The organism is Pseudocitrobacter cyperus, assembly GCF_039889165.1.
Lineage (GTDB): Bacteria > Pseudomonadota > Gammaproteobacteria > Enterobacterales > Enterobacteriaceae > Pseudocitrobacter > Pseudocitrobacter cyperus.
Window position 1 is genome coordinate 332,994 of sequence record NZ_JAYMYY010000004.1, and the last position, 25,794, is coordinate 358,787.

29 protein-coding genes, 1 pseudogene and 1 other annotated feature are annotated in these 25,794 nt (G+C 54.1%); of the genes and pseudogenes, 10 read left to right on the forward strand and 20 right to left on the reverse strand.

Annotated elements, in window-relative coordinates; all coding sequences use genetic code 11:
• Positions 1-25: 25 nt before the first annotated feature.
• From hisIE to hisL, 9 genes are all read right to left on the reverse strand, one after another.
• Positions 26-625, reverse strand: a complete 600-nt coding sequence (gene hisIE / locus VSR74_RS15380; protein ID WP_347795521.1) for a bifunctional phosphoribosyl-AMP cyclohydrolase/phosphoribosyl-ATP diphosphatase HisIE — start codon at positions 623-625, stop codon at positions 26-28.
• Complete coding sequence (hisF, locus tag VSR74_RS15385; RefSeq protein ID WP_347795522.1) at positions 619-1,395, reverse strand: imidazole glycerol phosphate synthase subunit HisF; 777 nt, start codon at positions 1,393-1,395, stop codon at positions 619-621. Before hisF ends, hisIE begins: the two co-directional genes overlap by 7 nt.
• On the reverse strand, positions 1,377-2,114 hold the full coding sequence (gene hisA, locus VSR74_RS15390; RefSeq protein ID WP_347795523.1) for a 1-(5-phosphoribosyl)-5-[(5-phosphoribosylamino)methylideneamino]imidazole-4-carboxamide isomerase: 738 nt from the start codon (positions 2,112-2,114) through the stop codon (positions 1,377-1,379). The genes hisF and hisA overlap by 19 nt, the downstream gene beginning before the upstream one ends.
• Positions 2,114-2,704, reverse strand: coding sequence for an imidazole glycerol phosphate synthase subunit HisH (gene hisH, locus VSR74_RS15395; RefSeq protein WP_347795524.1), 591 nt, complete (start codon positions 2,702-2,704; stop codon positions 2,114-2,116). The genes hisA and hisH overlap by 1 nt, the downstream gene beginning before the upstream one ends.
• Complete coding sequence (gene hisB, locus VSR74_RS15400; RefSeq protein ID WP_347795525.1) at positions 2,704-3,771, reverse strand: bifunctional histidinol-phosphatase/imidazoleglycerol-phosphate dehydratase HisB; 1,068 nt, start codon at positions 3,769-3,771, stop codon at positions 2,704-2,706. Before hisB ends, hisH begins: the two co-directional genes overlap by 1 nt.
• Positions 3,768-4,829, reverse strand: a complete 1,062-nt coding sequence (hisC, locus tag VSR74_RS15405) for a histidinol-phosphate transaminase (protein ID WP_347795526.1) — start codon at positions 4,827-4,829, stop codon at positions 3,768-3,770. The genes hisB and hisC overlap by 4 nt, the downstream gene beginning before the upstream one ends.
• Positions 4,826-6,130: a histidinol dehydrogenase gene (hisD, locus tag VSR74_RS15410; RefSeq protein WP_347795527.1), complete on the reverse strand. Its 1,305-nt coding sequence runs from the start codon at positions 6,128-6,130 to the stop codon at positions 4,826-4,828. The genes hisC and hisD overlap by 4 nt, the downstream gene beginning before the upstream one ends.
• A 5-nt stretch (positions 6,131-6,135) precedes the next feature.
• Positions 6,136-7,035 carry an ATP phosphoribosyltransferase gene (hisG, locus tag VSR74_RS15415; protein ID WP_347795528.1) on the reverse strand — a complete coding sequence of 300 codons (900 nt, stop codon included), beginning with the start codon at positions 7,033-7,035 and terminating at the stop codon, positions 6,136-6,138.
• Positions 7,036-7,068: 33 nt separating this feature from the next.
• Positions 7,069-7,189 (reverse strand) — a sequence feature (His leader region).
• Positions 7,165-7,215, reverse strand: a complete 51-nt coding sequence (gene hisL / locus VSR74_RS15420; protein ID WP_113857321.1) for a his operon leader peptide — start codon at positions 7,213-7,215, stop codon at positions 7,165-7,167. Its footprint overlaps the feature before it by 25 nt.
• Before the next feature lie 178 nt (positions 7,216-7,393).
• On the opposite strand from hisL, the gene VSR74_RS15425 reads away from it, so the two are divergent.
• The 6 genes and pseudogenes from VSR74_RS15425 to tsuB all read left to right on the forward strand — a co-directional run bounded on the left by VSR74_RS15425 (position 7,394) and on the right by tsuB (position 12,300).
• Complete coding sequence (locus tag VSR74_RS15425) at positions 7,394-8,218, forward strand: SDR family oxidoreductase (protein WP_347795529.1); 825 nt, start codon at positions 7,394-7,396, stop codon at positions 8,216-8,218.
• A gap of 38 nt (positions 8,219-8,256) precedes the next feature.
• Positions 8,257-9,241, forward strand: a pseudogene (locus tag VSR74_RS15430) (LysR substrate-binding domain-containing protein).
• A gap of 163 nt (positions 9,242-9,404) precedes the next feature.
• Positions 9,405-9,467 carry a membrane protein YoeI gene (yoeI, locus tag VSR74_RS23255; RefSeq protein ID WP_108475379.1) on the forward strand — a complete coding sequence of 21 codons (63 nt, stop codon included), beginning with the start codon at positions 9,405-9,407 and terminating at the stop codon, positions 9,465-9,467.
• Complete coding sequence (locus tag VSR74_RS15435) at positions 9,457-10,815, forward strand: APC family permease (protein WP_347795531.1); 1,359 nt, start codon at positions 9,457-9,459, stop codon at positions 10,813-10,815. The genes yoeI and VSR74_RS15435 overlap by 11 nt, the downstream gene beginning before the upstream one ends.
• A 188-nt stretch (positions 10,816-11,003) precedes the next feature.
• Positions 11,004-12,059 carry a thiosulfate utilization transporter TsuA/YeeE gene (gene tsuA / locus VSR74_RS15440; RefSeq protein ID WP_347795532.1) on the forward strand — a complete coding sequence of 352 codons (1,056 nt, stop codon included), beginning with the start codon at positions 11,004-11,006 and terminating at the stop codon, positions 12,057-12,059.
• A 13-nt stretch (positions 12,060-12,072) separates the two neighbouring features.
• The gene (tsuB, locus tag VSR74_RS15445) at positions 12,073-12,300 is read left to right on the forward strand and encodes a thiosulfate utilization sulfurtransferase TsuB/YeeD (RefSeq protein WP_108475163.1); all 228 of its coding nucleotides are present in this window, start codon (positions 12,073-12,075) and stop codon (positions 12,298-12,300) included.
• Between the two features lie 32 nt (positions 12,301-12,332).
• On the opposite strand, the gene VSR74_RS15450 is transcribed toward tsuB, so the two are convergent.
• From VSR74_RS15450 to sbcB, 7 genes are all read right to left on the reverse strand, one after another.
• Positions 12,333-12,581: a hypothetical protein gene (locus VSR74_RS15450; protein WP_347795533.1), complete on the reverse strand. Its 249-nt coding sequence runs from the start codon at positions 12,579-12,581 to the stop codon at positions 12,333-12,335.
• A gap of 134 nt (positions 12,582-12,715) precedes the next feature.
• Complete coding sequence (locus VSR74_RS15455) at positions 12,716-14,005, reverse strand: phosphatase PAP2/dual specificity phosphatase family protein (protein ID WP_347795534.1); 1,290 nt, start codon at positions 14,003-14,005, stop codon at positions 12,716-12,718.
• Entirely contained in the window at positions 14,002-15,762 is a 1,761-nt protein-coding gene (locus VSR74_RS15460; RefSeq protein ID WP_347795535.1) for a bifunctional alpha/beta hydrolase/class I SAM-dependent methyltransferase, read from the reverse strand. Before VSR74_RS15460 ends, VSR74_RS15455 begins: the two co-directional genes overlap by 4 nt.
• Positions 15,755-16,396: a lysophospholipid acyltransferase family protein gene (locus VSR74_RS15465; protein ID WP_347795536.1), complete on the reverse strand. Its 642-nt coding sequence runs from the start codon at positions 16,394-16,396 to the stop codon at positions 15,755-15,757. The genes VSR74_RS15460 and VSR74_RS15465 overlap by 8 nt, the downstream gene beginning before the upstream one ends.
• 2 nt (positions 16,397-16,398) lie before the next feature.
• Entirely contained in the window at positions 16,399-17,313 is a 915-nt protein-coding gene (locus tag VSR74_RS15470) for a phosphatidate cytidylyltransferase (RefSeq protein ID WP_347795537.1), read from the reverse strand.
• Positions 17,313-17,918, reverse strand: a complete 606-nt coding sequence (locus VSR74_RS15475) for a CDP-alcohol phosphatidyltransferase family protein (RefSeq protein WP_347795538.1) — start codon at positions 17,916-17,918, stop codon at positions 17,313-17,315. The genes VSR74_RS15470 and VSR74_RS15475 overlap by 1 nt, the downstream gene beginning before the upstream one ends.
• 153 nt (positions 17,919-18,071) lie before the next feature.
• Positions 18,072-19,496, reverse strand: a complete 1,425-nt coding sequence (gene sbcB / locus VSR74_RS15480) for an exodeoxyribonuclease I (protein ID WP_347795539.1) — start codon at positions 19,494-19,496, stop codon at positions 18,072-18,074.
• 190 nt (positions 19,497-19,686) lie between these two features.
• Here sbcB and dacD point away from each other — a divergent pair, with 190 nt between their 5' ends.
• The 4 genes from dacD to VSR74_RS15500 all read left to right on the forward strand — a co-directional run bounded on the left by dacD (position 19,687) and on the right by VSR74_RS15500 (position 23,130).
• A complete protein-coding gene (gene dacD, locus VSR74_RS15485; RefSeq protein ID WP_347795540.1) occupies positions 19,687-20,853 on the forward strand; it encodes a serine-type D-Ala-D-Ala carboxypeptidase DacD in 1,167 nt (388 codons plus the stop codon).
• A gap of 139 nt (positions 20,854-20,992) precedes the next feature.
• Positions 20,993-21,460: a DNA gyrase inhibitor SbmC gene (sbmC, locus tag VSR74_RS15490; RefSeq protein ID WP_347795541.1), complete on the forward strand. Its 468-nt coding sequence runs from the start codon at positions 20,993-20,995 to the stop codon at positions 21,458-21,460.
• Positions 21,461-21,569: 109 nt separating this feature from the next.
• Positions 21,570-22,628: an FUSC family protein gene (locus VSR74_RS15495; RefSeq protein ID WP_347795542.1), complete on the forward strand. Its 1,059-nt coding sequence runs from the start codon at positions 21,570-21,572 to the stop codon at positions 22,626-22,628.
• Positions 22,629-22,794: 166 nt separating this feature from the next.
• Positions 22,795-23,130, forward strand: coding sequence for a DUF496 family protein (locus tag VSR74_RS15500; protein ID WP_015963878.1), 336 nt, complete (start codon positions 22,795-22,797; stop codon positions 23,128-23,130).
• 103 nt (positions 23,131-23,233) lie between these two features.
• Here the strand turns inward: VSR74_RS15500 and VSR74_RS15505 are convergent, their stop codons facing one another.
• The 4 genes from VSR74_RS15505 to pduT are packed head-to-tail and all read right to left on the reverse strand — an operon-like array spanning position 23,234 to position 25,794.
• Positions 23,234-24,448, reverse strand: coding sequence for an acetate/propionate family kinase (locus VSR74_RS15505; protein WP_347795543.1), 1,215 nt, complete (start codon positions 24,446-24,448; stop codon positions 23,234-23,236).
• Positions 24,433-24,885, reverse strand: coding sequence for a propanediol utilization protein PduV (gene pduV / locus VSR74_RS15510; RefSeq protein WP_347795544.1), 453 nt, complete (start codon positions 24,883-24,885; stop codon positions 24,433-24,435). Before pduV ends, VSR74_RS15505 begins: the two co-directional genes overlap by 16 nt.
• Positions 24,886-24,889: 4 nt before the next feature.
• Complete coding sequence (gene pduU / locus VSR74_RS15515; RefSeq protein WP_347795545.1) at positions 24,890-25,240, reverse strand: propanediol utilization microcompartment protein PduU; 351 nt, start codon at positions 25,238-25,240, stop codon at positions 24,890-24,892.
• Positions 25,240-25,794 carry a propanediol utilization microcompartment protein PduT gene (gene pduT / locus VSR74_RS15520; RefSeq protein WP_347795546.1) on the reverse strand — a complete coding sequence of 185 codons (555 nt, stop codon included), beginning with the start codon at positions 25,792-25,794 and terminating at the stop codon, positions 25,240-25,242. The genes pduU and pduT overlap by 1 nt, the downstream gene beginning before the upstream one ends.

The window sequence follows — 25,794 nt, forward strand, 5'->3', positions numbered from 1 at the left end:
CGGTTTTTTTACGCCTGATGAAAACTTACTGGTGACGTTTCCGCAGGTTCTCAATCACCGTAGTTAAATCCAGTTCCTGATCCTGCAACAGCACCAGCAGGTGATACATCAAATCCGACGCTTCGTTCGTCAGCTCAAAGCGGTCTTTCACCGTGGCGGCAAGCGCCGTCTCAACGCCTTCTTCACCCACTTTCTGCGCGATGCGTTTGGTGCCGCTGGCATACAGGCGCGCGGTGTAAGAACTTTCCGGGTCTGCGGTTTTACGCTCGGCCAGCAGTTGTTCCAGTTGGTAGAGGAACAGCCACTGGTGGCTGGCGTCGCCGAAGCAACTGGAGGTGCCTTTGTGGCAGGTCGGGCCAATCGGGTTAACCAGCACCAGCAGGGTGTCATTATCACAGTCGGGCGTGATGCTGACCACGTTCAGGAAGTGGCCGGAGGTTTCACCTTTAGTCCACAACCGTTCTTTGGTGCGCGAGTAAAACGTCACTTTCCCGGACGACTGTGTCTGTGCCAGCGCCTCTTGATTCATATAGCCCAGCATTAAGACTTCGCCGGAGACCGCGTGTTGTACGATGGCGGGCATCAGTCCGTCGGTTTTTTCCCAGTCCAGTTGTTCAGTTAACATACCCGTATCTCCACGCCCTGTGCGGCCAGGTACGCTTTTAATTCACCAATATTAATAATTTGCTTGTGGAATACCGAGGCGGCCAGCGCGCCATCGACATCCGCATCACGGAAGGCTTCGAGGAAGTGTTCCATCGTGCCCGCGCCGCCCGAGGCAATCAGCGGAACATGGCAGACGTCACGGACTTTTTTCAGTTGTTCCAGGTCGTAGCCGTTACGTACACCGTCCTGGTTCATCATGTTGAGGACGATTTCCCCCGCGCCACGCTTTTGCACTTCCTGCACCCAGTCGAGCGTTTCCCACTGGGTGACGCGGGTGCGGCTTTCGTCGCCGGTGTATTGATTGACGTGATATTTGCCGCTGTCGGCGTCAAACCAGGTGTCGATGCCGACCACGATGCACTGCACGCCAAAGCGATCCGCCAGGCGGGTAATCAGCTCCGGGTCGGCCAGCGCCGGGGAGTTGATGGAAATTTTATCTGCGCCGAAAGAGAGGATCTTCGCCGCGTCGTCGATGGATTTGATACCACCGGCGACGCAGAAGGGGATATCGATCACTTCTGCGACGCGTGAGACCCAGCTTTTATCAACCACGCGGCCATCGCTGGAGGCGGTGATATCGTAAAACACTAATTCATCTGCGCCTTCGTCGGCATAGCGTTTTGCCAGCGGCACGATGTCGCCGATGATTTCGTGATTGCGAAACTGCACGCCCTTAACGACCTGGCCATCACGCACGTCCAGGCAGGGGATTATCCGTTTTGCCAGCATTGGATGGCCTCCGTTACGGTGAATTTATCTTCCAGCAGTGCGCGGCCGACAATCACGCCACGCACGCCGGTGCCGCGCAGGGCGGCGATGTCCGCCAGCGAGCCGATGCCGCCGGAAGACTGAAATGCCACCTGCGGGTAGCGGGCGCAGACTTCTTCATACAGCGAGATATTGGAACCCGCCAGCGTGCCGTCACGCGAAATATCGGTGCACAGTACGTGTTGCAGGCCAACCGGCAGATAGGTTTCGACCAGTTCTTCCAGCGTGACGCCGGAGTTTTCCTGCCAGCCGCTAACCGCGACTTGCTTTGTACCTTGTTCGTCGATGCGCACGTCCAGCGCCAGCACCAGGTGCTCCGCGCCAAAGCGGGTAAACCAGCCTTTGACGACCTCCGGGGATTTTACCGCCGTCGAGCCCACAACCACACGTTCAACGCCCGCTTCCAGCAGTGCCGCCACATCATCTTCGCTGCGCACGCCGCCGCCAACCTGTACCGGAACATTCACGCCCGCCACCAGTTGTTTCAGCAACGGGATCTGGCGCAGTGCCGGGTCTTTCGCGCCGGTTAAATCGACCAGGTGCAGCACTTGCGCGCCCTGAGAGGCGTAATCCTGTAAACGCGGCAGCGGGTCGTTGCCGTAATCGCGCTGTTGGGCGTAATCGCCCTGATGCAAACGCACTACCGTGCCATTAATTAAATCTAAAGCTGGAATGATCATTACATCTCCAGGAAGTTTTTCAGCAGTTGCGCCCCGGCCGCACCCGAACGTTCCGGATGAAACTGCACGCCGTAAAAGTTATCTTTCTGCACCGCCGCGGTAAACGGTTCGCCGTAGTGACACTGCGCGATAGTGTACGGGTTCACCGGCATGGCGTAGCTGTGGACGAAATAGAAGTACGCGCCATCTTCGATGCCCCGGAACAGTCGGTCGCCCGCTTTCGGGTAGACGCGGTTCCAGCCCATGTGCGGCAGAGGCAGACCGAAGTCAGTCATTTTTGGCACATCCTGGTCGATGATGCCCAGCAGGTCGACGCCGTTGCTTTCCGCGCTGCGGCTGCCGAGGATTTGCATCCCGAGGCAAATACCCAGCACCGGTTGGGTGCAGGCTTTAATCAGCTCGACCAGTTCACGCTCGCGGATCTGATCCATCGCCGCCTGTGCGGTACCCACACCTGGCAGAAACAGTTTGTCGGCACGCAGCACCACGTCCGGGTCACGGCTGACCACCGGGTCATAACCATGACGACTGATGGCGGACTTCACCGAGTTCAGGTTGGCGCAGCCGGTATCAAGGATGACGACGTTCATCACAGCACTCCTTTTGAGGAGGGAAGGGTATCGCCTTCCACGCGGATCGCCTGGCGCAGGGTGCGGCCAAAGACTTTGAACAGGCTTTCCACGCGGTGGTGGTCGTTTTTGCCTTTGGTTTTCAGGTGCAGCGTCACGCCCATGGTGTAGGAGAGCGAGCGGAAGAAGTGCTCGATCATCTCGGTGCTCAGGTCGCCGACGCGCTGATAGGTGTATTCGGCTTTATATTCGAGGTGCGGACGCCCGGAGATATCCAGCGCGCAGCGCGCCAGGCATTCGTCCATCGGTAGCACAAAGCCGAAACGGTTGATGCCGCGTTTGTCGCCCAGCGCCAGTTTCAACGCTTCGCCCAGCGCCAGCCCGGTGTCTTCCACCGTGTGGTGATCGTCGATATACAGGTCGCCCTGTACGGCAATCTCCATGCGAAAGCCGCCGTGGGTGGCGATTTGATCCAGCATGTGGTCGAAGAAACCGACACCGGTGCTGATTTTGCTGCCGCCTTCGCGATCCAGCCATACTTTGACGTCGATCTGGGTTTCTTTGGTTTTCCGCTCAACGTGGGCGTAGCGGTCGCGGCGGGTCAGTTGTTCGCCAATCGTCGCCCAGTTCAGCGTTTCGCGGTTATAGCGCAGGCCGATGATATCCATGTTTTCTGCCAACTGGATATCGGTGGCGCGATCGCCAATCACGTAACTGTTGGCTTTATCCATCACTCCATCGGCCAGCCAGGCAGTGACCAGCTTCGTTTTCGGCTTGCGGCAGTCGCAGTCGTCCGCCGGGAAGTGCGGGCAAATCAGCACATCCTCGAAGTTAACGCCTTGCGAAGTGAAAATCTGCATCATCAGATTATGCGGGCCGTCAAAGTCGGCCTGCGGATAGCTATCCGTGCCCAGCCCATCCTGATTGGTGACCATCACCAGCTTATAGCCCGCTTTTTGCAGCGTCAGCAGCGTCGGGATCACGTCCGGCTCAAATTCCAGCTTCTCGAAACGGTCAACCTGGAAATCGCTCGGCGGCTCTGCAATCAGGGTGCCGTCGCGGTCAATAAAGAGAAACTTCTGGGTCATACATTCTCCGCATTCAAAGCGTCAATAACGCGCTGGCTCTCTTCGCGGGTGCCGATGGTGATACGCAAACAGCCGCTTAAAGAAGGTTGTTTATTCTGGTCTCGTAAGATAATGCCCTGATCCCACAAAGATTTAAACACTGCGCTGGAGGCTTTAATGCGCACGAGAATGTAATTGGTTTCAGAGTCGAAGACCTGCTCCACGCACGGGATGCCGTCAAGGTTCGCCACCAGATACTGACGCTCCGCCAGAATTTGCGCCACGCGTTCGCGCATCGCGGTGATGCCCTGTGGCGCCAGCGCCTGTGCGGCGATATCGGCAACCGGTGTAGAAAGCGGATAAGGGGCAATCACTTTCAACAGGAGGGCGATAACCTCTTCATTCGCCAGGGTAAAACCACAACGAAGGCCGGCGAGGGCAAAGGCTTTGGAAAGCGTGCGCAAAATCACCAGATTCGGGTATTCGCTCAGCCAGCCCGCCAGCGTCGCCTGCGGGCAAAACTCGATGTAGGCTTCATCGGCAACCACCAGCGCTTTACCGCGCGTCATCTCCAGCAGCGTGCGGAAATCCTGCGGGTTAATCAGTTGCCCGGTGGGGTTATTAGGGCTGCAAACGTAAACCACTTTCACGCCGTCGAGCTTGTCGGCAATCGCCGGAAGGTCGAGTTGCCAGTTTGCAAGCGTCGGGACGGTGCGGCACTCTACGCCGATGGTTTCCGCACTCACGCTGTACATGCCGTAGGTTGGCGGGCAGTAAAGAATCGCGTCTTTACCCGGTTCACAAAACGCGCGCACCAGCAGTTCGATGCCTTCATCTGCGCCGCGGCTGACCAGCACCTGTTCCGGCTTCACGCCTGCATAGGCGGCGTAGTTTTCAATCACCGCTTTCGGCTGGCATTCCGGGTAGCGGTTCAGCGTTTGCGCGGTAAGCTGAAATTCGACCGGCGTCGGAAATTCGTTGGCATTGAGCCAGACATCGCCTTTGCCGCCCAGGCGGCGAGCGGACTGGTAAGGCGTCAGATTACGCACATTCTCGCGGGCTAACTCTTCAATGCTCATGCTTGCTCCTTCAGGGCGTTTACGCGCAGGGTGACGGCATTTTTGTGGGCGGTCAGCCGCTCGGCTGCCGCCAGGGTTTCAATTGTGGCGGCGAGAGAGGCGAAACCGTCGCGGGAGAGTTCCTGTACGGTCATCCGTTTCTGGAAATCCGCCAGCCCCAGGCTGGAGCAGGTCGACGTATAGCCGTAGGTTGGCAGCACGTGGTTGGTGCCGGAGGCGTAATCACCTGCTGATTCCGGTGACCAGTCGCCGAGGAAAACGGAGCCTGCGCTGGTGATGTTGTCCACCAGTTCACGGGCGTTGCGGGTCTGAATGATCAGGTGCTCCGGGCCGTAGGCATTGGAAATCTCCACGCACTGGGCAATGTCGCGGGCGACAATCAAACGGCTGGCGGAAAGCGCCTGGCGCGCGGTGTCGGCACGCGAGAGACAAGCAAGCTGACGTTCCACGGCTTCCGCCACGCCACGCGCGATGTCGGCATCCGGCGTCAGCAGGATCACCTGAGAGTCCGGGCCGTGTTCCGCCTGCGAAAGTAAATCGGCAGCGATAAAGTCCGGCGTCGCGCCGCTGTCGGCAATCACCAGCACTTCAGACGGGCCGGCAGGCATATCGATAGCGGCACCGTCCAGACGCTGGCTAACCTGGCGTTTGGCTTCAGTGACAAAAGCGTTGCCAGGGCCAAAGATTTTATCCACCTTCGGAACTGACTCGGTACCAAGCGCGAGCGCGGCGATGGCCTGCGCACCACCCACTTTAAACACCTCTTTCACGCCGCAAAGCTGTGCGGCATAAAGAATTTCATCAGCAATTGGCGGCGGGGAACAGAGCACCACTTTCTGGCAACCGGCAATGCGCGCCGGTGTTGCCAGCATTAATACGGTCGAGAAGAGCGGCGCGGAGCCGCCCGGAATATAGAGGCCCACCGAGGCGATAGGACGTGTTACCTGCTGGCAGCGCACGCCCGGCTGGGTTTCAACATCCACACCCGGCAAAATTTGCGCGCTGTGGAAGGTGTCGATATTTTTCACCGCGACGTTCATCGCGGCTTTCAGTTCATCGCTCAGGCGGCGGCTGGCCTCGGCTATTTCCTCTTCGGTGACTTTCAGCGCCGTCACTTCCGTTTTATCAAACTTCGCGCTGTATTCACGCAGGGCGCGGTCGCCGTTTTGCTTAACGTTATCCAGGATCTCCGCGACGGTGCACGTAATGCTGTCGGATGCTGAAATCGCCGGACGCATCAGCAGCGCCTGCTGCTCTTCCTTATTACAACCATTCCAGTCGATCAGGGTGTTAAAGCTCATGGTCGTTACTCCATCATCTTCTCAATCGGTAGCACCAGAATCGAGCTGGCGCCCAGCGCTTTCAGTTTTTCCATGGTTTCCCAGAACAGGGTTTCGCTGCTGACCATGTGCATCGCCACGCGCTGTTGGTCGCCCGCCAGCGGCAGAATAGTGGGGCGCTCAGCGCCCGGCAGCAGGGCGATCACTTCGTCCAGACGTTCAGTTGGCGCGTGCATCATGATGTATTTCGATTCACGCGCCTGAATGACGCCCTGAATACGAGTCAGCAGGCGATCAATCAACTGCTGTTTGGCGTCGCTCATCTCGCCGTCGCGCTGGATCAGGCACGCTTTGGAGCGATAAATCACTTCCACTTCACGCAGGCCGTTCGCTTCAAGCGTCGCGCCGGTAGAGACCAGGTCGCAAATGGCATCGGCGAGGCCAGCACGCGGGGCGACTTCTACGGAACCGTTCAGCAGACAGGATTTAAAGGCGATGCCTTTCTGGTCGAGGTAACGCTTGAGCAGGTGTGGATAAGAGGTGGCGATGCGTTTGCCGTCCAGACCGGCCGGGCCGTCCCAGGCTTCATCCACGGCGGTGGCCAGCGACAGGCGGCAGCCGCCGAAGTCCAGACGACGCAGAGTGAAGTAGCGCGGATCTTCGCCCTGTGCGCGGCGGCTCAACAGTTCCTCTTCCAGGACGTTTTCACCGATGATGCCGAGGTCGACCACGCCATCCATAATCAGCCCCGGAATATCGTCGTCACGCACGCGCAGAATATCGATGGGCATGTTCTCCGCCATCGCAATCAGGCGCTGGGTGTGGAGATTGATCTTGATGCCGCAACGGGCGAGTAATTCACGTGAATCATCGCTCAGGCGACCTGATTTCTGCATAGCTATGCGTAAACGGCTGTTATCTAACATTCTGATTTCCTCTTACCGTGCTGAATTTTGTCCAAAAAAAAGCCCCCGGAAGAAATCTTCCGGGGGCTCTCTTGCGTTCATGCACCACTGGAAGATCTAAATGTCTCCCAGCACACATCGCCTGAAAGACTAGTCAGGATGATGGTGATGATGGTGGTGTTTAAATTGAACGCACATAATAAATTTCTCGTTGAATGAGTATTCACTTGATGTCTTTTAACCTAGCCCACTTTTGCCCTTGAAGGCAAGGGGTTTTTTCAAACTTTAAATCATTTCATATTCACACTATAAATTGTCAGTTTCCGCGGGCTGGCGTAGCCTTATAGCAGAAGGATAGCCAGAAACCAGGAGAGCAGGCATGAAGAAGGTCGCGATTGTCGGATTAGGTTGGTTAGGAATGCCACTGGCGTTGGCGCTGACGGCGCGCGGCTGGCAGGTCACCGGCAGCAAAACGACGCAGGATGGGGTGGAGGCGGCGCGGATGTGTGGGGTTGACGGCTACCCGCTACGCCTTGAACCCCAACTGGTGTGTGAAGCCGAAGATTTAGATGCTTTAATGAATGTTGACGCGCTGGTCATTACCTTACCGGCACGTCGTAGCGGCGAGGGTGAGGATTTTTACCTGCAGGCGGTGCAGGAGATTGTCGATACGGCTCTCGTGCATCATATACCGCGCATCATTTTTACCAGCTCGACTTCGGTATATGGCAACGCGCAGGGAACGTTGAAAGAGAACGCCCCGCGTGAACCGGTGACGTCCAGCGGGAAAGTGCTGAAAGAGCTGGAAGACTGGCTGCATCATTTGCCGGGCACGTCCGTCGACATCCTGCGTCTGGCGGGACTAGTGGGCCCCGGGCGTCATCCGGGGCGTTTCTTTGCCGGAAAATCAGCGCCGGACGGCCAGCATGGTGTGAATCTGGTGCATCTGGATGACGTGATTTCCGCCATTACGCTGTTATTGCAGGCTCCCAGGGGCGGACATATCTATAATATATGTGCGCCCCTTCATCCGGCTCGTGAAATTTTCTACCCGCAAATGGCGCGGGAGCTGGGTCTGGAGACGCCGGTGTTTTCGCAACATGCGGGCAGCGGCACGGGCAAAATTATTGATGGCAACCGTATTTGCCATGAGCTGGGTTTTGAGTACCAGCATCCTGATCCGCTGTTAATGCCGATGGAGTAATACATCCTTGGCGTTCAGCCTGATGCAAGGGGACGACGATGAAGCCTTTGCTGGATGTGCTGATTATTCTTGATGCATTAGATAAAGAAGGGAGCTTTGCCGCGGCGTCGGCAAAGCTCTACAAAACGCCGTCAGCCCTCAGCTACACCGTTCATAAGCTGGAAAGCGACCTCAATATTCAACTTCTCGATCGCAGCGGCCACCGGGCAACGTTTACCCGTACCGGACAGATGCTGCTGGAAAAGGGGAGGGAGGTGCTACACACGGTGCGTGAGCTGGAACAGCAAGCCATTAAGCTGCATGAGGGCTGGGAAAATGAGCTGGTGATCGGCGTCGATGATACCTTCCCTTTCTCTTTATTAGCGCCGCTGATAGAAACTTTTTACCACCATCACAGCGTTACCCGGCTGAAATTTATTAATGGTGTACTGGGCGGCTCCTGGCAGGCGCTGGCCCAGGGCAAAGCCGATATTATCGTTGGCGCGCTTCGCGACCCTCCGCTGTTAAGTGGTTTTGGCTTTACACCGCTTGGTCGGCTGGAGCAGGTTTTTGTCGTGGCGGCTCACCATCCACTGGCGCAAATGCCGGAACCGTTAGCACGGCGTACCATAAAACGCTTTCGGGCTATTGTTGTCGGTGACAATACGGCCCCGGAATGTGCGACATTTCAGCAACTTCTTGACGATCAGCAAGCCATTACGGTTTTTGATTTTAAAACAAAACTTGAATTACAAATTAGTGGGTTGGGCTGCGGGTATATTCCGCGCTATCTGGCGCAGCGCTACCTCGACAGTGGGGCGCTGGTTGAAAAATCCGTCGACGCCCATATCGCTTTCGAATCGGTCTGGATTGGCTGGAATGAACAGACCGCCGGGCTCGCAAGTGCCTGGTGGCGAGATGCGGTTTTAGCAAATAGTGCTATAGCTGCGGTCTATAATTCGACCACAGTTGAATAATCAATCAGTTAGATGGAGAAGTTTAACGATCGCCTTCACATTCTCTTGTATTTTTATGTCAATTTGATGCAAAATATGCCGCTTGCAAAAAATGATACTAACCGACGTTTTAATACGCGTCGGTTATTTTTTTGCATCAAACAACTCATTCAATAAAAGAGGCCGGGCTTCGTACCGGATAGATACTTACTTAAAAAACGACAGTTGTTGTCGCTGAGGAAATCAAAAAAATGGGGCAATTTTTTGTTTTTGCGACGGTTTTCACCCGTAAGGAGAATAACCATGTCGCATAACGCTACTCCAAACACCTCTCGCGTGGAATTACGTAAAACGCTTACGTTGATTCCGGTTGTCATGATGGGCCTTGCCTATATGCAGCCAATGACGCTGTTCGATACGTTCGGTATCGTATCAGGCCTTACCGACGGTCACGTTGCAACGGCTTATGCCTTTGCGCTGATCGCGATTCTTTTTACAGCGCTGAGCTACGGTAAACTGGTTCGCCGTTTCCCGTCTGCAGGCTCTGCATATACCTACGCTCAGAAATCCATCAGCCCGGTTGTTGGCTTTATGGTGGGCTGGTCATCGCTGCTCGACTATCTGTTCATGCCGATGATCAACATTCTGCTGGCGAAAATTTACTTTGAAGCACTGATGCCGTCAGTTCCGTCGTGGATCTTTGTCGTTGCGCTGGTTGGTTTTATGACCGTCTCCAACCTGCGTAGCATTAAAGCCGTAGCGAACTTCAATACCCTGATCGTGGTACTACAGATGGGGATTGTGGCGGTGATCGTTGGCCTTATCATCTATGGCGTCATGCACGGTGAAGGCGCCGGTACGTTGACCAGCACTCGTCCATTCTGGTCTGAGGGCGCACATGTGGTACCGATGATTACCGGTGCGACGATTCTGTGCTTCTCATTCCTCGGCTTCGACGGCATCTCTTCGCTTTCTGAAGAGACCAAAGACGCTGAGCGCGTGATCCCGCGTGCGATTTTCCTGACGGCGCTGATTGGCGGTATGGTGTTCATTTGTGCATCTTACTTCCTGCAGTTGTACTTCCCGGACATCTCGCGCTTCAAAGATCCCGACGCTTCTCAGCCTGAAATCATGCTGTATGTGGCAGGTAAAACCTTCCAGTGGGGCGTACTGATCTTCTCCAGCGTGACCGTTTTGGCTTCCGGTATGGCAGCACATGCGGGCGTTTCACGTCTGATGTATGTGATGGGGCGTGATGGTGTATTCCCGAACAGCTTCTTCGGTTACATTCACCCGAAATGGCGTACTCCGGCGTTCAACGTTCTGCTGGTTGGTGCAATTGCGCTGCTGGCGATTAAATTCGACCTGGTTACCGCAACCGCGCTGATTAACTTTGGTGCGCTGGTGGCGTTCACCTTTGTTAACCTTTCCGTGATTTCGCAGTTCTGGATCCGCGAAAAGCGCAACAAAACGCTGAAAGATCATATCAACTACCTGGTGCTGCCAAGCTGTGGCGCGCTGACCGTTGGTGCGCTGTGGGTCAACCTGGAGCAGAGCTCCATGATCCTGGGTCTTATCTGGGGCACCATCGGCCTGATTTATCTGGCGTGTGTGACTAAGCGTTTCCGTAACCCGGTTCCGCAGTACGAAGATATCGCGTAATTCATTTCGTTACGCTGAAAACCGGAGGCCAAATGCCTCCGGTTTTTTTTATGTCTTAATTTCGTGTGGGTTTTAAAAACAACGAATAAATAACCAAACGGAATAACATAGAGTTTTTGGTTATTGGTTCCTGGCCGGAGTGGCTGGAATAATTTACCCATTGATATTTCCCAGGTTGATTAATTTTTATGTTGCAGATGATGGTAAGCGGAATAATTTGCGGGGCGCTGTTGGGGTTTGTGATGCAGCGTGGTCGCTTCTGCCTGACCGGCGGTTTTCGCGATATGTATATCGCGAAAAACAATCGCATGTTTTATGCCTTACTGATTGCCATTTCGGTTCAAAGCCTTGGCGTGTTTGCCCTGATTCAAACCGGGCTGGTGCAGTACGACGCAGGGGCGTTCCCATGGCTTGGCACCATTATCGGTGGTTTTGTTTTTGGTATTGGTATTGTCTATGCGGGCGGTTGCGCCACCGGGACATGGTATCGCGCCGGAGAAGGGCTGATTGGTAGCTGGATTGCGCTGGTCACTTATATGGTGATGAGTGCGGTGATGCGCTCGCCGCATGCGGCCGGGCTGAATGCGTTTCTCGGCCAACATACCACCGCGCACAACGGCATCGCGGAAACCTTCAATATTTCCGTATGGCCGCTGATTGCTGTGCTGCTGGTGGCCACCGTTTGGCTGGTCAGTAAAGAGTTGCGTAAGCCTAAGCTCAAAGTGGCCTCACTGCCGCCGCGGCGTACCGGTCTGGCGCATCTGCTATTTGAAAAGCGCTGGCACCCGTTCGTTACCGCAGTGCTGATTGGTCTGATTGCGCTGCTGGCGTGGCCGCTGAGCGAAGCCACCGGGCGTATGTTCGGTTTAGGCATTACCTCACCGACCGCCAATATTCTGCAATTTCTCGTTTCTGGCGAAAGCAAATATGTTAACTGGGGCGTATTCCTGGTACTGGGGATCTTCCTCGGTTCCTTTATCGCCGCTAAAGGCAGTCGTGAGTTCCGCGTCCGCGCAGCCGATGCCAGCACCACATTGCGCAGCGCCTCCGGCGGCGTGTTGATGGGCTTTGGCGCCAGCATTGCGGGCGGTTGCTCTATTGGTAATGGCCTGGTGATGACGGCGATGATGACCTGGCAGGGCTGGGTTGGACTGGTCTTTATGATCCTCGGTGTGTGGTCTGCGTCCTGGATGTTATATGTGCGTCCGCAGCGTAAAGCAAAACTGAAAGCCGCTACGGCATAATGGGAGTAATAGTATGACGGTAAAAAAACTCGATGTGGTCACTCAGGTGTGCCCGTTCCCGCTGATTGAAGCGAAAGCGGCAATGGCAGAAATGGCCAGTGGAGATCAACTCGTCATTGAGTTCGACTGTACTCAGGCGACGGAAGCCATTCCTCAGTGGGCGGCGGAAGAGGGGCATATCGTCACCGACTTTCAGCAGGCGGGTGATGCAGCCTGGAGTATTACGGTGCAGAAAGCCTGATAAAATGCGCCCCGCAATTTGCGGGGCGTGTTTTATCGCATTAGCAGTGTAAGTACCCACATTAACCACATTATGCCGGTCAGGCGCATCGTCAACCGGTATTGCTTTAATGCCCCTGACTGGCGCTCGCTAAAGGTAAGCACTCTCAGCCTCTCGCGATGCCAGATATAGCAGAGCGCCTCTCCCGCAGCCTGATTGTTTTCTTCATCAATCCAGCGAAAATAGCGGCTATCCAGCCAGAGTCGCCAGCATCCAAACCAGACAAGCCCAACGAGCAACACGATGATCGCTTTCGCGAAAAGATAGGGTGTAGCACACAATGCCCACGTCATGGGTGGCAGAGAATAGAAAATGAAAAAACGCCAGCTTTCCAGGGTCTGTTGCAGGAGTTTACGTTGTAAAAACGTATCGGGGGTTAACTATGTCTCTCTATTGCCCATATTTGCAGAAGCTCTCTGTGTTCGGTGGTGAAAACAACCTCCGGGCGAGCCCGTTGGATCTGCGTAATAGCTTGTAGTGGCGTAAGCGCTGGCTTTCTTTGCATCAACCAAGCTGCCGCTACCAGCGCGCTGCGTGACAAGCCCAGCGCGCAATGCACAAGTACGCTGCCATATTCCTTGCGTAACTGTTCCAGCTCAAGCACTGCCATGTGAAGCTGAGAGAGATCCGGATTAACCAAATCCAACATTGGCACGCAACGATAAGCCAGGCCACGGGTCGCCCGGGAGCGGGAAAACTCACTGGTAAGATCGAGTACCGCGCGCTGCACCGGTATTGTTCGGGGGTAAACGGAAATAAATACGCCATCTGCAACCAGACTGATTGACGGCAAAGTGCGTGTGTAGACGCGCATTGATATCATCATCCCCATCCTCCAGGGGGCTAATAACCACCAGGCGGCTGGTGTTATCGCTCCCTGTGCACTTTTCTGCAGTGCGGTAACGCCGAGCGCGCCATAAGCCAGGGTGACAACAAGTAACGCCAGGGCGGGCCACCAAAACCATGCGCTGATTAGCATTGCGCAGAGGATGACCAATAACATCGAGCTAAAATAGCGTAGGGCCAGCCCCCGCCGTTTGCCATGTGCTATTTGCACAGGCCCTGGAGCCTGCTCTGGAATCATCCAATCGATGAACAGACCTACCGCCAGCCCTGTGATTACATCAATAAAGTGATGTTGCCAGGTTGTCAGAACAGACACGGCGATCAGCACAAACCAGCCGGTGTTAAGCGGCTTCCACCTCGGAGTAACATGGCGAGAGAAATGACGCCACAGCAACCAGCACAAAATGATGTGTAACGACGGGGACTGGTTATAGGGCAGATCAAATTGTTCAAGCCGCGCGAATAACCAGCCGGCAACGCCGGTTATCTCCGGGCGGACAAACGTAAACCGCAGCGGAAATAGCAGAAAACCTGAGCAGGCGATAAGCGACGCAAGCAGCAACCGGCTCACCAGCCGCCGCTGTTCCTTGCATGATGAGCAGACAAATAACGAGACGCCATACAAGAGATCCAGACTCCAGTACGGAATGATCGTCAGCGGTATGAAGGGAATAGCGTGTTCCCAGTCAAACACCAGGCTGCCAATATTTCCCCGCCCGGCAGTAAACTGATTCACCTGTCCGTAGGTTAAGAAAAAAAAGGGTGCCAGTACCACAAGCCAGCCAGTTCCCTGCCTGAAACGCGCCCGTCGGGTGGTCATGATGTGCGCCGCACCGCGAGAGAAACGGTAAAAATTCCCCATTCATCGATAAGTTGGGTGCATTTATCAAAACCTGCCTCGCGAACCAGCGTATCCATCTCCCCTTGTGTACGCACACGCATAATCCATGGTTTGCCATCTTTATGACTGGTGAGCGACCAGGCGATAGTTTTTAACTGTGGATGCCAGGGCTGCCCGGTATAGATCAAAATACCGCCAGGTTCGATGGCGTCAGCCATTCCTGCAAGTGAGTGGCGTATCCCTTCGTTTTCAGGGAAAAGTTCATATAACCCGGAGACGATACCGAGCGTCGGGCGCGGAGTGAGGGCGGCCAATTGCTGGTGATTAAACGCGTCGCCCTGTTCAAAACGCACGCGGCCAGCCATACCGCGGCTCGCGATCATCTCCTGGCCTTTTGAAACGTTTAATTCACTAAAATCTCGCAAGAGAATTTCAGTTGCCGCAGGGATGTCCTCCAGTGCATCAAGCACATAACGCCCATGTCCTGCGGCAATATCTACCACCCGTATTGGCTTGTTTTGTGCCGACAGTTGTTCGACCGCTTGCCTGATTAGCATCTGAAGGTGAACTTTACGCTGGCGAATACCTTTCCAGCCCACGCTGTTAAGGTAGTTCTTGTCAATCAATCGCCCCAACTTGCTGCTTCCCTGTGGCTGATTACGATAGACATAATCGAGCGTGCTACCGGAATCAAATCCGGTTTCAAAACCCAGGCGTACGCCGCTGGATTGGGTTCCCACTATTTTCATGGCATAACGTAAGCCACGGTATGCAAAGTCATCCAGTGAATAGGGCTCTGGCCCTCCGCTCAATATGCGCCAGTTGTCGGCTCCCGGGCTGCGTTGGTCTTCAGCGCTGTAGTCAAAATGCTGTGGTGGGTTGGTATAAAGCGAATCAATGAATCCACGCATTTTATCAAATGCCAAATGGCGATCTTTTTCTCCCAGCGTATCGTGATAAAAGCCGCTCAGGATATGCAGTTCTTTATTTTGATTACGTAGCTTATGGTAGAAATCAAGTTGCGGCTGGCGATGCACAACGTAATCTTCCCCTGAGACAAGTATCTGAACAGGCAGAGTAATTGCGCTGGCATCACTGACCACGCGCTCAGCCGCTTTATAGAGGTCGAGCAGGATATTGACGGCAATCGGACGGGTAATCAGCGGATCCTGGTTGAAACTTGCCACCCGGTCTGGATCATGAGTCAGATACTTACCCTTAACATAAGAGTTAACAAAAAAGAGACCACGTAGCCGGTGCATCAACGTTAGCCCGGAGCGAGCGAAGGGTACATACAGTTTGACCCTAAAAGCGGGAGACGCCAGAACCAGCCCGCGTATTGTTGGGGCATAATCATGGGCCCAGGTTGCAGCCAGCACCGCGCCAACACTTTGCGCCACAACAACAATATCCTCCAGCGCCACCTGGCTATCATGTGCTACGAAGCGGACAAACTCGTCGACATCCCGTACCGAACGCGCCAATGAAGGACTAAAACCTCTCAGGCCAGGTGAGCGGCCATGGCCTCTGGCATCCCAGGCATAAAAAGCCGTGTCCGGCATGGCCAGTTCATCGACGATATGTTGCAATCGACCTGAATGTTCGTGACCGCGGTGAAATAACACAATAATTTTTCGCACTGTTTCGCCTGCTATTGCAGGCCAGTAGCGATAAAATAACTCAACGTTATCGCCGGTATAAAATTGTCGTTCTTCCGCCGTCCGCGTATTAATCATGAGAATGACTCCCTGTTGTTTGTTGTTCCAGCGCAAGCAGTTGTTCCTTCAGCATGCTCATAGACACTTCTTTATCCTGATTAAAATGCAACGCATCACCGATTGTGACATCAATAAACAACGGTAGGGGGATTAGGCTTCCTTTGGCCATTGCCTGGTCAGTTCCATGAAGCCAGATGGGAATGATTGGCACTTCCGGTAAGGCCTGACTCAAATACCAGACGCCTGATTTCAGGGGCGACATCACTCCCGGTTCGCCACGTGTTCCTTCAGGAAACAGAATGACTGTTTCGCCTGCGCGCAATGCTTGCTCACACAGCGCCAATGGGTTGGATTCGCCACCTTTACGTGAAACGGGAATAATGTTGAGGATGTTAAGCGAAAACCACGCCATTTGTTTGTTACGCAGGAAGTAATCAGCGGCCGCAACGGGATGAATGTTGCCCTGCTGGCGCAGCGGGAAAAGAGACAACAGCGCGAACACGTCCATGTGGCTATTATGATTTGCGACGACAATTGCCGGGCCGCGTTTGGGCAATTTTTCACGGTGCTTGATTCGCAGGCCTAACCATAGCCACATCACGGGCCAGACTATGCAAAGTGAGAACAGAAAATGAAGGATACGTTTCGGCATAGCTAGTAATAAAAATAACGAATGAAATGGAAGAATACCGGCGCAGTGAAGAGCAATGAATCCAGTCTGTCGAGGATGCCTCCATGCCCGGGCAGTAGGGTACCGCTGTCTTTCACGCCGATATCGCGTTTGATGGCCGACATCACCACATCGCCGCAGAATCCGGTTATGCCGATGATGAAACCTGCGGCCAATGCCATAGGGGAGGAGAGCGGCGTCAGTATTGGCCCCAATACCGTTGCGGCGATAGTTGTGGTTGCCACTCCGCCCAACAGACCGGCCAGCGTTTTGTTGGGGCTGACCCTTGGGGTAACTTTGATATGGCCCAGCGATTTCCCCCATAGATATTGCGCGATATCGTTAAACTCGGTCAGACCGACCAGAAAAAGTACCAGTAATGCGCCAGTGGATTGATTATCCGCCGGTAAAATGAGCAAAAAGGCGACGTGACTAAAGGCAAAAACCGTGGTCATCAGACCCCAGTGGAGTTGAGATGCGGTGCGCAAAAAGCTGTGGGTGTCTCCAGCAATCACCATCCGTGTGGGTAAGAACAGAAAAACATACACGGGGATAAATATTGTAAACATGCCATACCAGCCAATTCCTATCAGCCAGTAGTTGATGGGGATAGCAATAAACATCCATAACAATGGCATACGATCGGATTGGCGTAATGGCGCCAGGGTCAGAAACTCTTTAAGTGCGACAAAGCTCACCAGCCCGAAGAAAGTGAGTGCCAGCCAGTGGGGACTGAGTAGAGCTAGCGAGAACAGGATAATAATGACCCACCAGGTGCGTATACGCAGGGTTAATTCTCTCCAGTTTTTGCCTGGGCGTAACAGCCGCAGTACTCCATTGATGAATGTCGCGACCAGCAACAGTAGAAAAATGACGGCCAGCGATTTTTCAAGCAACATTATGATGTCTCTCCCTGATGTGCGGCACTGCGGCAACGGTTCGCGACGGTCCAAAGCAGCAATAGCGTCACAGCGCCCCACAATGCATTGTTCCATTGCACTAACGAGGGCCGGTATGCCAACGCGAGCCCCCACGCGCCGAATATCAGCGCTCTGTCGCTTTTGCCAAGCGGCCCGCCATAACTACGGGTGCCTGTGATGGTTTGCGCCAACACTCCACAGAATTCTGTCATCAGCATGCAAAGCAACATGAATAAAACCAGAGTAGCGTTACTGCCGGGGAGAAGCATGAAGGGTAAATAGAGTGCAATATCGCAGAGCACATCGCCCGTTTCATTCAGAATGGCCCCGAGAGAGGTTTTTTGATTGCACTCGCGCGCAAGCATGCCATCCAGGGCATTGAGCGCCATGCGGACGAACAGCACGACGGGCAGCAGCGCAAAGTAACCCGGTTGAGGAAACAGCGCCAGTATCCCGCCAGCGATAAACGAAAGCGCCATTGCAGAGAGTGTGATGTGATTGGGCGTAATCTGATGTTGATGCAGCCAAAACATCAGCGGACGTAAGAGACGCTGAAAAGCGGGTTTTATCTGATAGAGGGTCATTATTCTATTCCATGAATAATTTTCGACCTAAGTATGATGAGTCAATTCACCTGGATGGATGAAGTGCTTTTATTCTGGAGGAGGCAAAATCAGAAAAGAGCCCGAGCTTAAGAGGCCATACAGCAAACCGCCCCGGAACCGGGGCGGTGGGCGTTAAACAATCTCCTGCGCATACTGATAAAGCGCTTTCAGCAACGCCAGTTTCTCAGTGTTCCCTTCATATTCCGCGTACAGCGATTCAAGTTGCTGCATATACCCCTGTAAAAACTCTGGCGTGAAGACATCGCGACGATGTTCTAACCAGCGCCGCTGTTCCTGTTCATCCAGTGAGCCCGGGAAATTGCGCGCCCGGTAGTTAAACAGCAGTTTCTCAATGCGCCCATCGGCGAAGGTGAGATCCAGGGCGGGCAAATTGCGCGGTTCCGTTTCCAGCACAATCTTCATTGCCGCCCGATCGGCGTCGCTGAAGAAGCCATTGTAGAGCTGCGCATCGACGTTTTCCGATGGTACAAACGGTTCAGCCTCGGCAAAGATCGCCACCACTTTTTCGCGTACCTGCGGGTTTTCGCGCAGCGCTTTAAGATTATCCAGACAGTGCTGGCGGTTGATCCCCAGCCGTTCGGCATCTTCCGGGCGCAGGGTATTCGCGACGGCAAGCACCGGGCATTTATTGAGGTGCACCAGTTTTACCGGTACAGGCGACATATCGCCCAGTTCTGCTTTTGGCGTATAGAGGCGTGTGCGCAGCGTGTCGGCATCCAGATCCAGCAGTGGCGTAATATCGCCCGCCAAATCCACCATGATAACCGCGTTACGGTTATCGGGATGCCAGGCCAGCGGGGCAATCCAGCTCGTGTTGCCCCGCCATGCGCCAAACATCCCCGACACATGCACCAGCGGTTTCATCTGCGGCACATCAATCAGAGTGGTCAGTTTTTGTTTACCGCGGTAAGCGTAGAGGTAATCAAACAGCTTCGGTTGCTGCGTTTTTACCAGCTTTGCCATCGCGATGGTGGCATAAACGTCGGCCATGGCGTCGTGGGCGTTGCTGTGTTCAATGCCGTTGGCTTTGGTCAGATGCTCGAGGCGGAAACTCGGCAGTCCGTCTTCATTTTCCGGCCAGTTGATCCCCTCCGGGCGCAGGGCATAGCAGGCGCGCATGACATCAAGCAGATCCCAGCGCGAATTATGATTTTGCCAGCTCCAGGCATAGGGATCGTAAAAGTTGCGATAAAAGATATTGCGCGTGACTTCATCATCGAAGCGCACATTGTTATAGCCCACCACGCAGGTATGCGGCACGGTAAACAGGTCGTGGATGCGGCGTGCAAACGCGGCTTCATTATCGCCTTTGGTACGCGCTTCCTGCGGCGTAATGCCGGTGATGAGCACCGCTTCCGGCTGCGGCAGGTAGTCGTCCGCCGGTTTACAGTAAAAGACCTCGGGGTCTCCCACGATAGTAAAGTCGTTATCGGTACGAATAGCAGCAAACTGCGCCGGGCGATCCAGCGACGGGCTGGTGCCGAAGGTTTCGTAATCGTGGAAGAGGAATCCGGGGGTATTGGCAGGTTCTTGCATGGTCTTAACGTAATCCCTGATAAGCGAGCGGGCGAATTAAGACCATGGTAAACGATTTACAGAGCCATCAGAAGGGCGGTTTTTCGAGGCCGGTTCAGGCTGTGTCATATTTTCTTGCAATTAATGGCTGTATGAAAGTGGGAAGTTCCGTAAAAAGGACGACGATTTTGTAATTGCTGAGGATTTGCTGTTGAAAGCCCGTTTCTTTATTGCTGTATCTTTGCTCGCTTCGAGTATTTCTTGCGCCTTTGCCACTGACAGCGCGATTCCTCCCATTACGCCGCCCGCCATTCAGGCGGGTTCCTGGGTTTTAATGGACTATACCACCGGACAAATTTTGACTGCCGGGAATGAACACCAACAACGCAACCCGGCGAGCCTGACCAAGCTGATGACTGGTTATGTCGTTGATCGCGCTATTGACAGCCATCGCATTACGCCTGACGACATCGTAACCGTCGGGCGCGACGCCTGGGCGAAAGGCAACCCGGTGTTTGATGGGTCTTCACTGATGTTCCTCAAAGAGGGCGACCGCGTCAGCGTGCACGATTTGAGCCGTGGTCTGATTGTCGATTCCGGGAACGACGCCTGCGTCGCGCTGGCGGATTATATCGCCGGTGGTCAGCCGCAGTTTGTCGCCATGATGAACCACTATGTGGAAACCCTGAAGCTGCGCGATACCCATTTTGAAACCGTACACGGCCTTGATGCGCCGGGGCAGCACAGTTCTGCTTACGATCTCGCGGTGCTGTCGCGGGCGATTATTCACGGTGAACCTGACTTCTATCATATGTACAGCGAAAAGAGCCTGACGTGGAACGGTATCACCCAGCAGAACCGGAACGGCCTGTTATGGGATAAAACCATGAACGTCGATGGCCTGAAAACTGGGCATACTTCAGGCGCAGGTTTTAACCTGATAGCTTCCGCCGTTGACGGTAAACGCCGTCTGATCGCGGTGGTGATGGGCGCAGATAGTCCTAAAGGGCGTGAAGATCAGGCGCGGACGCTGCTGCACTGGGGCCAGCAGAACTTTGATACGGTGCAGGTTTTGCAAAATGGTAAGAAAGTGGGCACCGAGCGGATCTGGTACGGCGATAAAGAGACCATTAATCTCGGTACCGATCAGGATTTCTGGCTGGCGCTGCCGAAGACTGAAATTCCTAACATCAAAGCGAAATACGTCCTTGATGGTAAAGAGCTGGAAGCCCCTATCGCCGCGCATCAACGCGTAGGCGAAATTCAGCTTTATGACCGCGATAAAATTGTCGCCCACTGGCCGCTGGTCACGCTGGAAAGCGTGAAGAAAGGCGGGATGTTCTCGCGTCTAAGTGACTATTTCCACCACAAAGCATAACGATCCTCCCTGCCGGATAAGCGCCAGAGCCATCCGGCAAATCCTCGCGATAACGTGAAGCAGTGCACATACTAACACGTGTGGCACTGCTATATTTTTACTGTATTTATATACAGTCATTTCTATCTCAGGGGGATCTATGCATTACAGTATCGAACACGTTCCAGCACGTACCGTTGCCGGTTTTCACATGGTTGGCCCATGGGAAGAAACCGTTAAACAAGGTTTCGAGCAACTCATGATGTGGGTAGATGGCCAGGCTATCCCGGCGAAGGAGTGGGTTGCGGTCTATTTTGATAATCCCGATGAAGTGCCGCCTGAAAAGCTGCGCTGCAACACGGTGGTGACGGTGGCCGATGATTTCACTCTCCCGCCGAACAGTGAAGGCGTTATTCTTACCCATATTGCAGGCGGCGAGTATGCCATTGCCAGCGCGCGCGTCGTCAATCATGATTTCTCTACGCCCTGGCTGCAGTTTTTCGAGGCCCTGTTCAAAGACCGAGACTGGCTGATGGGCGATAACCCGTGCTTTGAAATCTACCTTAATGATGGCAACCAGGATGGTTACTGGGATATCCAGATGTACATTTCGGTGGTACGCAAATAATAAGCGCGCGGGGAAATAAGGGGTAGGGCAGTGGATTTTTGGCGAGCCGTGATGCGTGATGCGCAAAAGCAGGTACAATTGCGCTCTTTAGTTTTGCCGGAGAGCCGGTGTGCGTCCTGATAAATCTCTCAGTCCTTTTGAAATAAGGCTATACCGAAACTACCGTGCGGTGCATGGTGCGCGTATAGCCCTTGCCTTTGTGCTGGCCTTCCTGGTCGTGCGCATCTTCAACATTCCGGAAGGGTCATGGCCGTTGATCACTCTGGTGGTGATTATGGGGCCTATTTCTTTCTGGGGAAACGTGGTGCCGCGCGCGTTCCAGCGTATCGGCGGGACGATCCTCGGTTCGGCGCTGGGCCTGATAGCCCTCAAGCTGGAGCTAATCTCCCTGCCGCTGATGCTTCTCTGGTGTGCCGGGGCGATGTTCCTGTGCGGCTGGCTGGCGCTGGGGAAAAAGCCTTATCAGGCGTTGTTGATCGGTATTACGCTGGGGGTTGTCGTGGGAGCGCCGCCGGGCGACATGAATACCGCTCTGTGGCGAAGCGGTGATGTTATTTTTGGTTCGCTGCTGGCGATGCTCTTTACCGGGGTCTGGCCGCAGCGGGCATTTATTCACTGGCGCATCCAGATGGCCACCTTCGTGACCCAGTTCAACCGGCTGTATCAGGCCGGGTTCTCGCCAAACCTGGTCGAACGTCCGCATCTGGAAAAACACCTGCAATCGGTGCTTAACGACGTCGTTAAAATGCGTGGCCTGATTACCCCCGCCAGCAAAGAGACGCATATTCATAAGAGCATTTTCGAAGCCATCCAGACCGTCAGCCGCAACCTCGTGTGTATCCTCGAACTGCAAATCAACGCCCACTGGGCCTCCCGTGAAAGCCACTTTTTGATGCTCAACGCTCATACACTTCGGGAGACCCAGCAGATGACACAGCAAACGCTGCTGACCATCGCCCATGCGTTGTATGAGGGAAATCCGCAGCCGGTGAAGGCCAATACGGAAAAGCTGAATGATATCGTCGCTGAACTGCGGCAACTGATACGCGAGCACCAGAGCGAGAACCTGGCAGAGACGCCGATGCACGGTTATGTCTGGCTAAGCATGGAGCTGGCGCGTCAGCTTGAGCTATTATCGCTGCTTATCTGTCGGGCGCTGCGTAAATAAGCGACGAATGCAACACCTTTGGCCTCGGGTTGTTTCGATTCAGCCGCGTTTAGGGTTATGATGAGGGACAGGTAAAAACCATTGTCATTAGCAGCGCCTATACGTATATATAGTCTTATAGCCGTTGTATTTACGAATCCGAGTCTCAAATATCAGGGGTGTAAAAATGGAAACAACTAAGCCTTCATTTCAGGATGTACTGGAGTTTGTTCGTCTGTTCCGCCGTAAAAACAAACTGCAGCGTGAAATTCAGGACGTTGAGAAAAAGATCCGTGACAACCAGAAACGCGTACTGCTGCTGGACAACCTTAGCGACTACATCAAACCTGGCATGAGCGTTGAAGCGATTCAGGGCATTATCGCCAGCATGAAGAGCGATTATGAAGATCGTGTTGATGACTACATCATCAAAAATGCTGAAATTTCTAAAGAACGTCGCGACATCTCTAAAAAGTTGAAAGCGATGGGCGAACAGAAAGTTGCTGAGCCGAAAGCTGAGTAATTTCCCATCAGGTGGCGGAAACGCCACCTGAATGCTACCTCACCCCGCCTTCAATCATCACCAGCACTGTTTTTGCGGCCACCGCATATCGCCTTTTTTCTTATCAGGCACTAAGGCAGGTCTCCCGCGTGTTTGTTAAAGCAATACGCATCACATCTTTGGCAATCATCAACTCCTCGTTGGTGTTAATGACGGCCACTTTGACGAGAGCATTTTCAGCCTGAATGAAGGTTGCATTTCGCTGGTTTTTCTCATCGTCAATGGATAGCCCCAGGAAGTGAAGGTTATGGCAAATCGCCTGCCGGATGTCAGCGCCGTTTTCGCCGATCCCCCCTGTAAAGACAAGGGCATCCAGACCTCCCATCTGCATAATATAGCTTCCGATAGTGGCACGAATACGCTCGGTAAACAGCGTTAGCGCCAGTTTGGCTCGCGGGTTGCCTGCGGCGGCCGCGTTTTCGACATCGCGACAATCGTGCGATACGCCAGAGACGCCTAACAGCCCTGATTCGTTGTTAAGCAGATGGTTGAGTTGCTGAGGCGTTTGACCTTCACGCAGGGCGAGCCAGGGCAGAATAGACGGATCGATATCACCGCTTCGCGTTCCCATCATCACGCCGGATTGCGGTGTGAAACCCATTGATGTATTGACGGATTTTCCCCCCTGAATCGCACAAACGCTACTGCCGTTGCCCAGATGGCAACTGACAATCCGTAATGCGCTCAGAGGAACACCCAGTTTCTCCGCCAGGGTGCTGCTGACGTACTTATGGCTGGTACCATGAAAACCGTAGCGTCGAATCCCCAGTTCTGCGTAATAGCGCCAGGGAAGAGGGTAGATATAGGCGGCTGCCTCCAGCGTCTGGTGAAAGGCCGTATCAAACACGGCGACCGCAGGCGCGTTGGGCAGCAACTGGCGAAACACGTTAATGCCCACGACGTTGACAGGATTATGCAAGGGAGCCAGATCAGAAATGCGCTCAATCTCCGCCAGCGTTTCATCCGTGACAAGCACTGAATCTTTAAATGACTCTCCGCCGTGCGCCACGCGATGGCCGATACCCTCAATCTCGTTGATGCTACGGATAATATTGTGACCGAGCAGCTTTTCCAGCAGTAGCGCCACCGCTTCTCGGTGGTCTGCTATGGGTAGAGTATCCTGCCATTTCTGCCCCTGCGCCCTGAAAGTGACCTTCCCGTCGGCCATTCCGATGCGCTCTATCAGCCCCTGGCAGATCTGCTCTCCCTGTGGCATTGAAAGCAGTTGAAACTTGAGGGATGAGCTTCCTGCGTTGATCGCCATTACTTTGTAAGACATGTGAGTTCCTTTTCATTCAGATAGGTCAATACCTCATCCAGCCCGGATTTTGCGAGTGAACTGGTGATGAATACCTTTTCCGCTCCTGCCTGTTCCAGCCACTGCGCAACGGCTGAAATGCGCGTTGAGGTTGCTAAATCGGCTTTGGTTACCAGCCCGATCACCGGGCGACTCATCGGCCCGGTGAATCCCGGTGAGAACGGTGACCAGAGGGCATCCGAATTGAGTACCAACGCAATGACATCTGCCTCGCAGGAGCTGGCCAGTAACGCACTGTACAGCCGTCGGTTCTCCAGATATTCACCAGGGGTATCAATCGCGTTAGTCGACCAGACGATTGCCTGCGTTTTTTGATAGTGAAGTGCTTCCCCCTGCATTGCCTGCGTAAGCGATGTTTTACCGCACTGGCTGGGGCCAATTAACATCATTCTTTTCATGGTGTTATGTCCGCGTAATGGGGCAGGCGGTAAACCGCATCATCTCCCCCAGCGTGCGTGTGACCTGGTTGAGCGCATACTCGACTGCCGACACGTCGCCCGTCAGCACGACCGCGCCCGTGAAGCGGTCGAGAAAACCAATTTCTACCGCCCCTGATTTCGTCGCGATATCGCAGGCAATAATCGACGCTTCGCTCGGTGTGATTGTCAGAATACCAATGGCGGTAACCGCATCCTGTAATCCCAGTTTTTTGAATAACTCTTTGCCAGGATTGGCAATAAGATGCGCCAGCGTGACTTGTTTCCCCGGCACATATTCCTGGATCATGCGATCCGTCGTGGCTTGTTTATCCATTATCCCTCCACCATCTGGCGCCACATCGCCTCATGAGGGCGGGGGATCACGGAGCGATAGACCAGTAACCCTTTTTCCCCTGCGCTTTCACTGGCAACCGTGACGGCATTGTTGACATCAGAAACTTCTCCGGCGACGACCATGTAGCATTTCCCGCCGATGCCAAATGCCATATGCACACGCACTAATGTGATGTTTGACGCTTTGACCGCGCGATCGGCGGCGCTGATACAGGCGGCCACGCTCCATGTTTCTACGATCCCAACGGCCTGACGCTTATCAACGCTGTTAAGTCCGCTAATGGCGGGCAATACGCTGGCATGAATATTGGGTAAAACCAGACTATCGACCAGCATTTCACCGGCAAGTGAAGCCCCTGTTTCAATGGCCTGCTGCACCGCGCCGACATCTCCGCCGATCATCAACAGAAATTTGCCCGGGCAAATCGTTTTGCTGACCAGCAGATCCACACCGGCGCTTTTTAGCATCGCATCGCCGGTTTCCATTCCTTTCGCGATACTGGTGAGTTCTAAAATACCTATAGCCTGAGACAT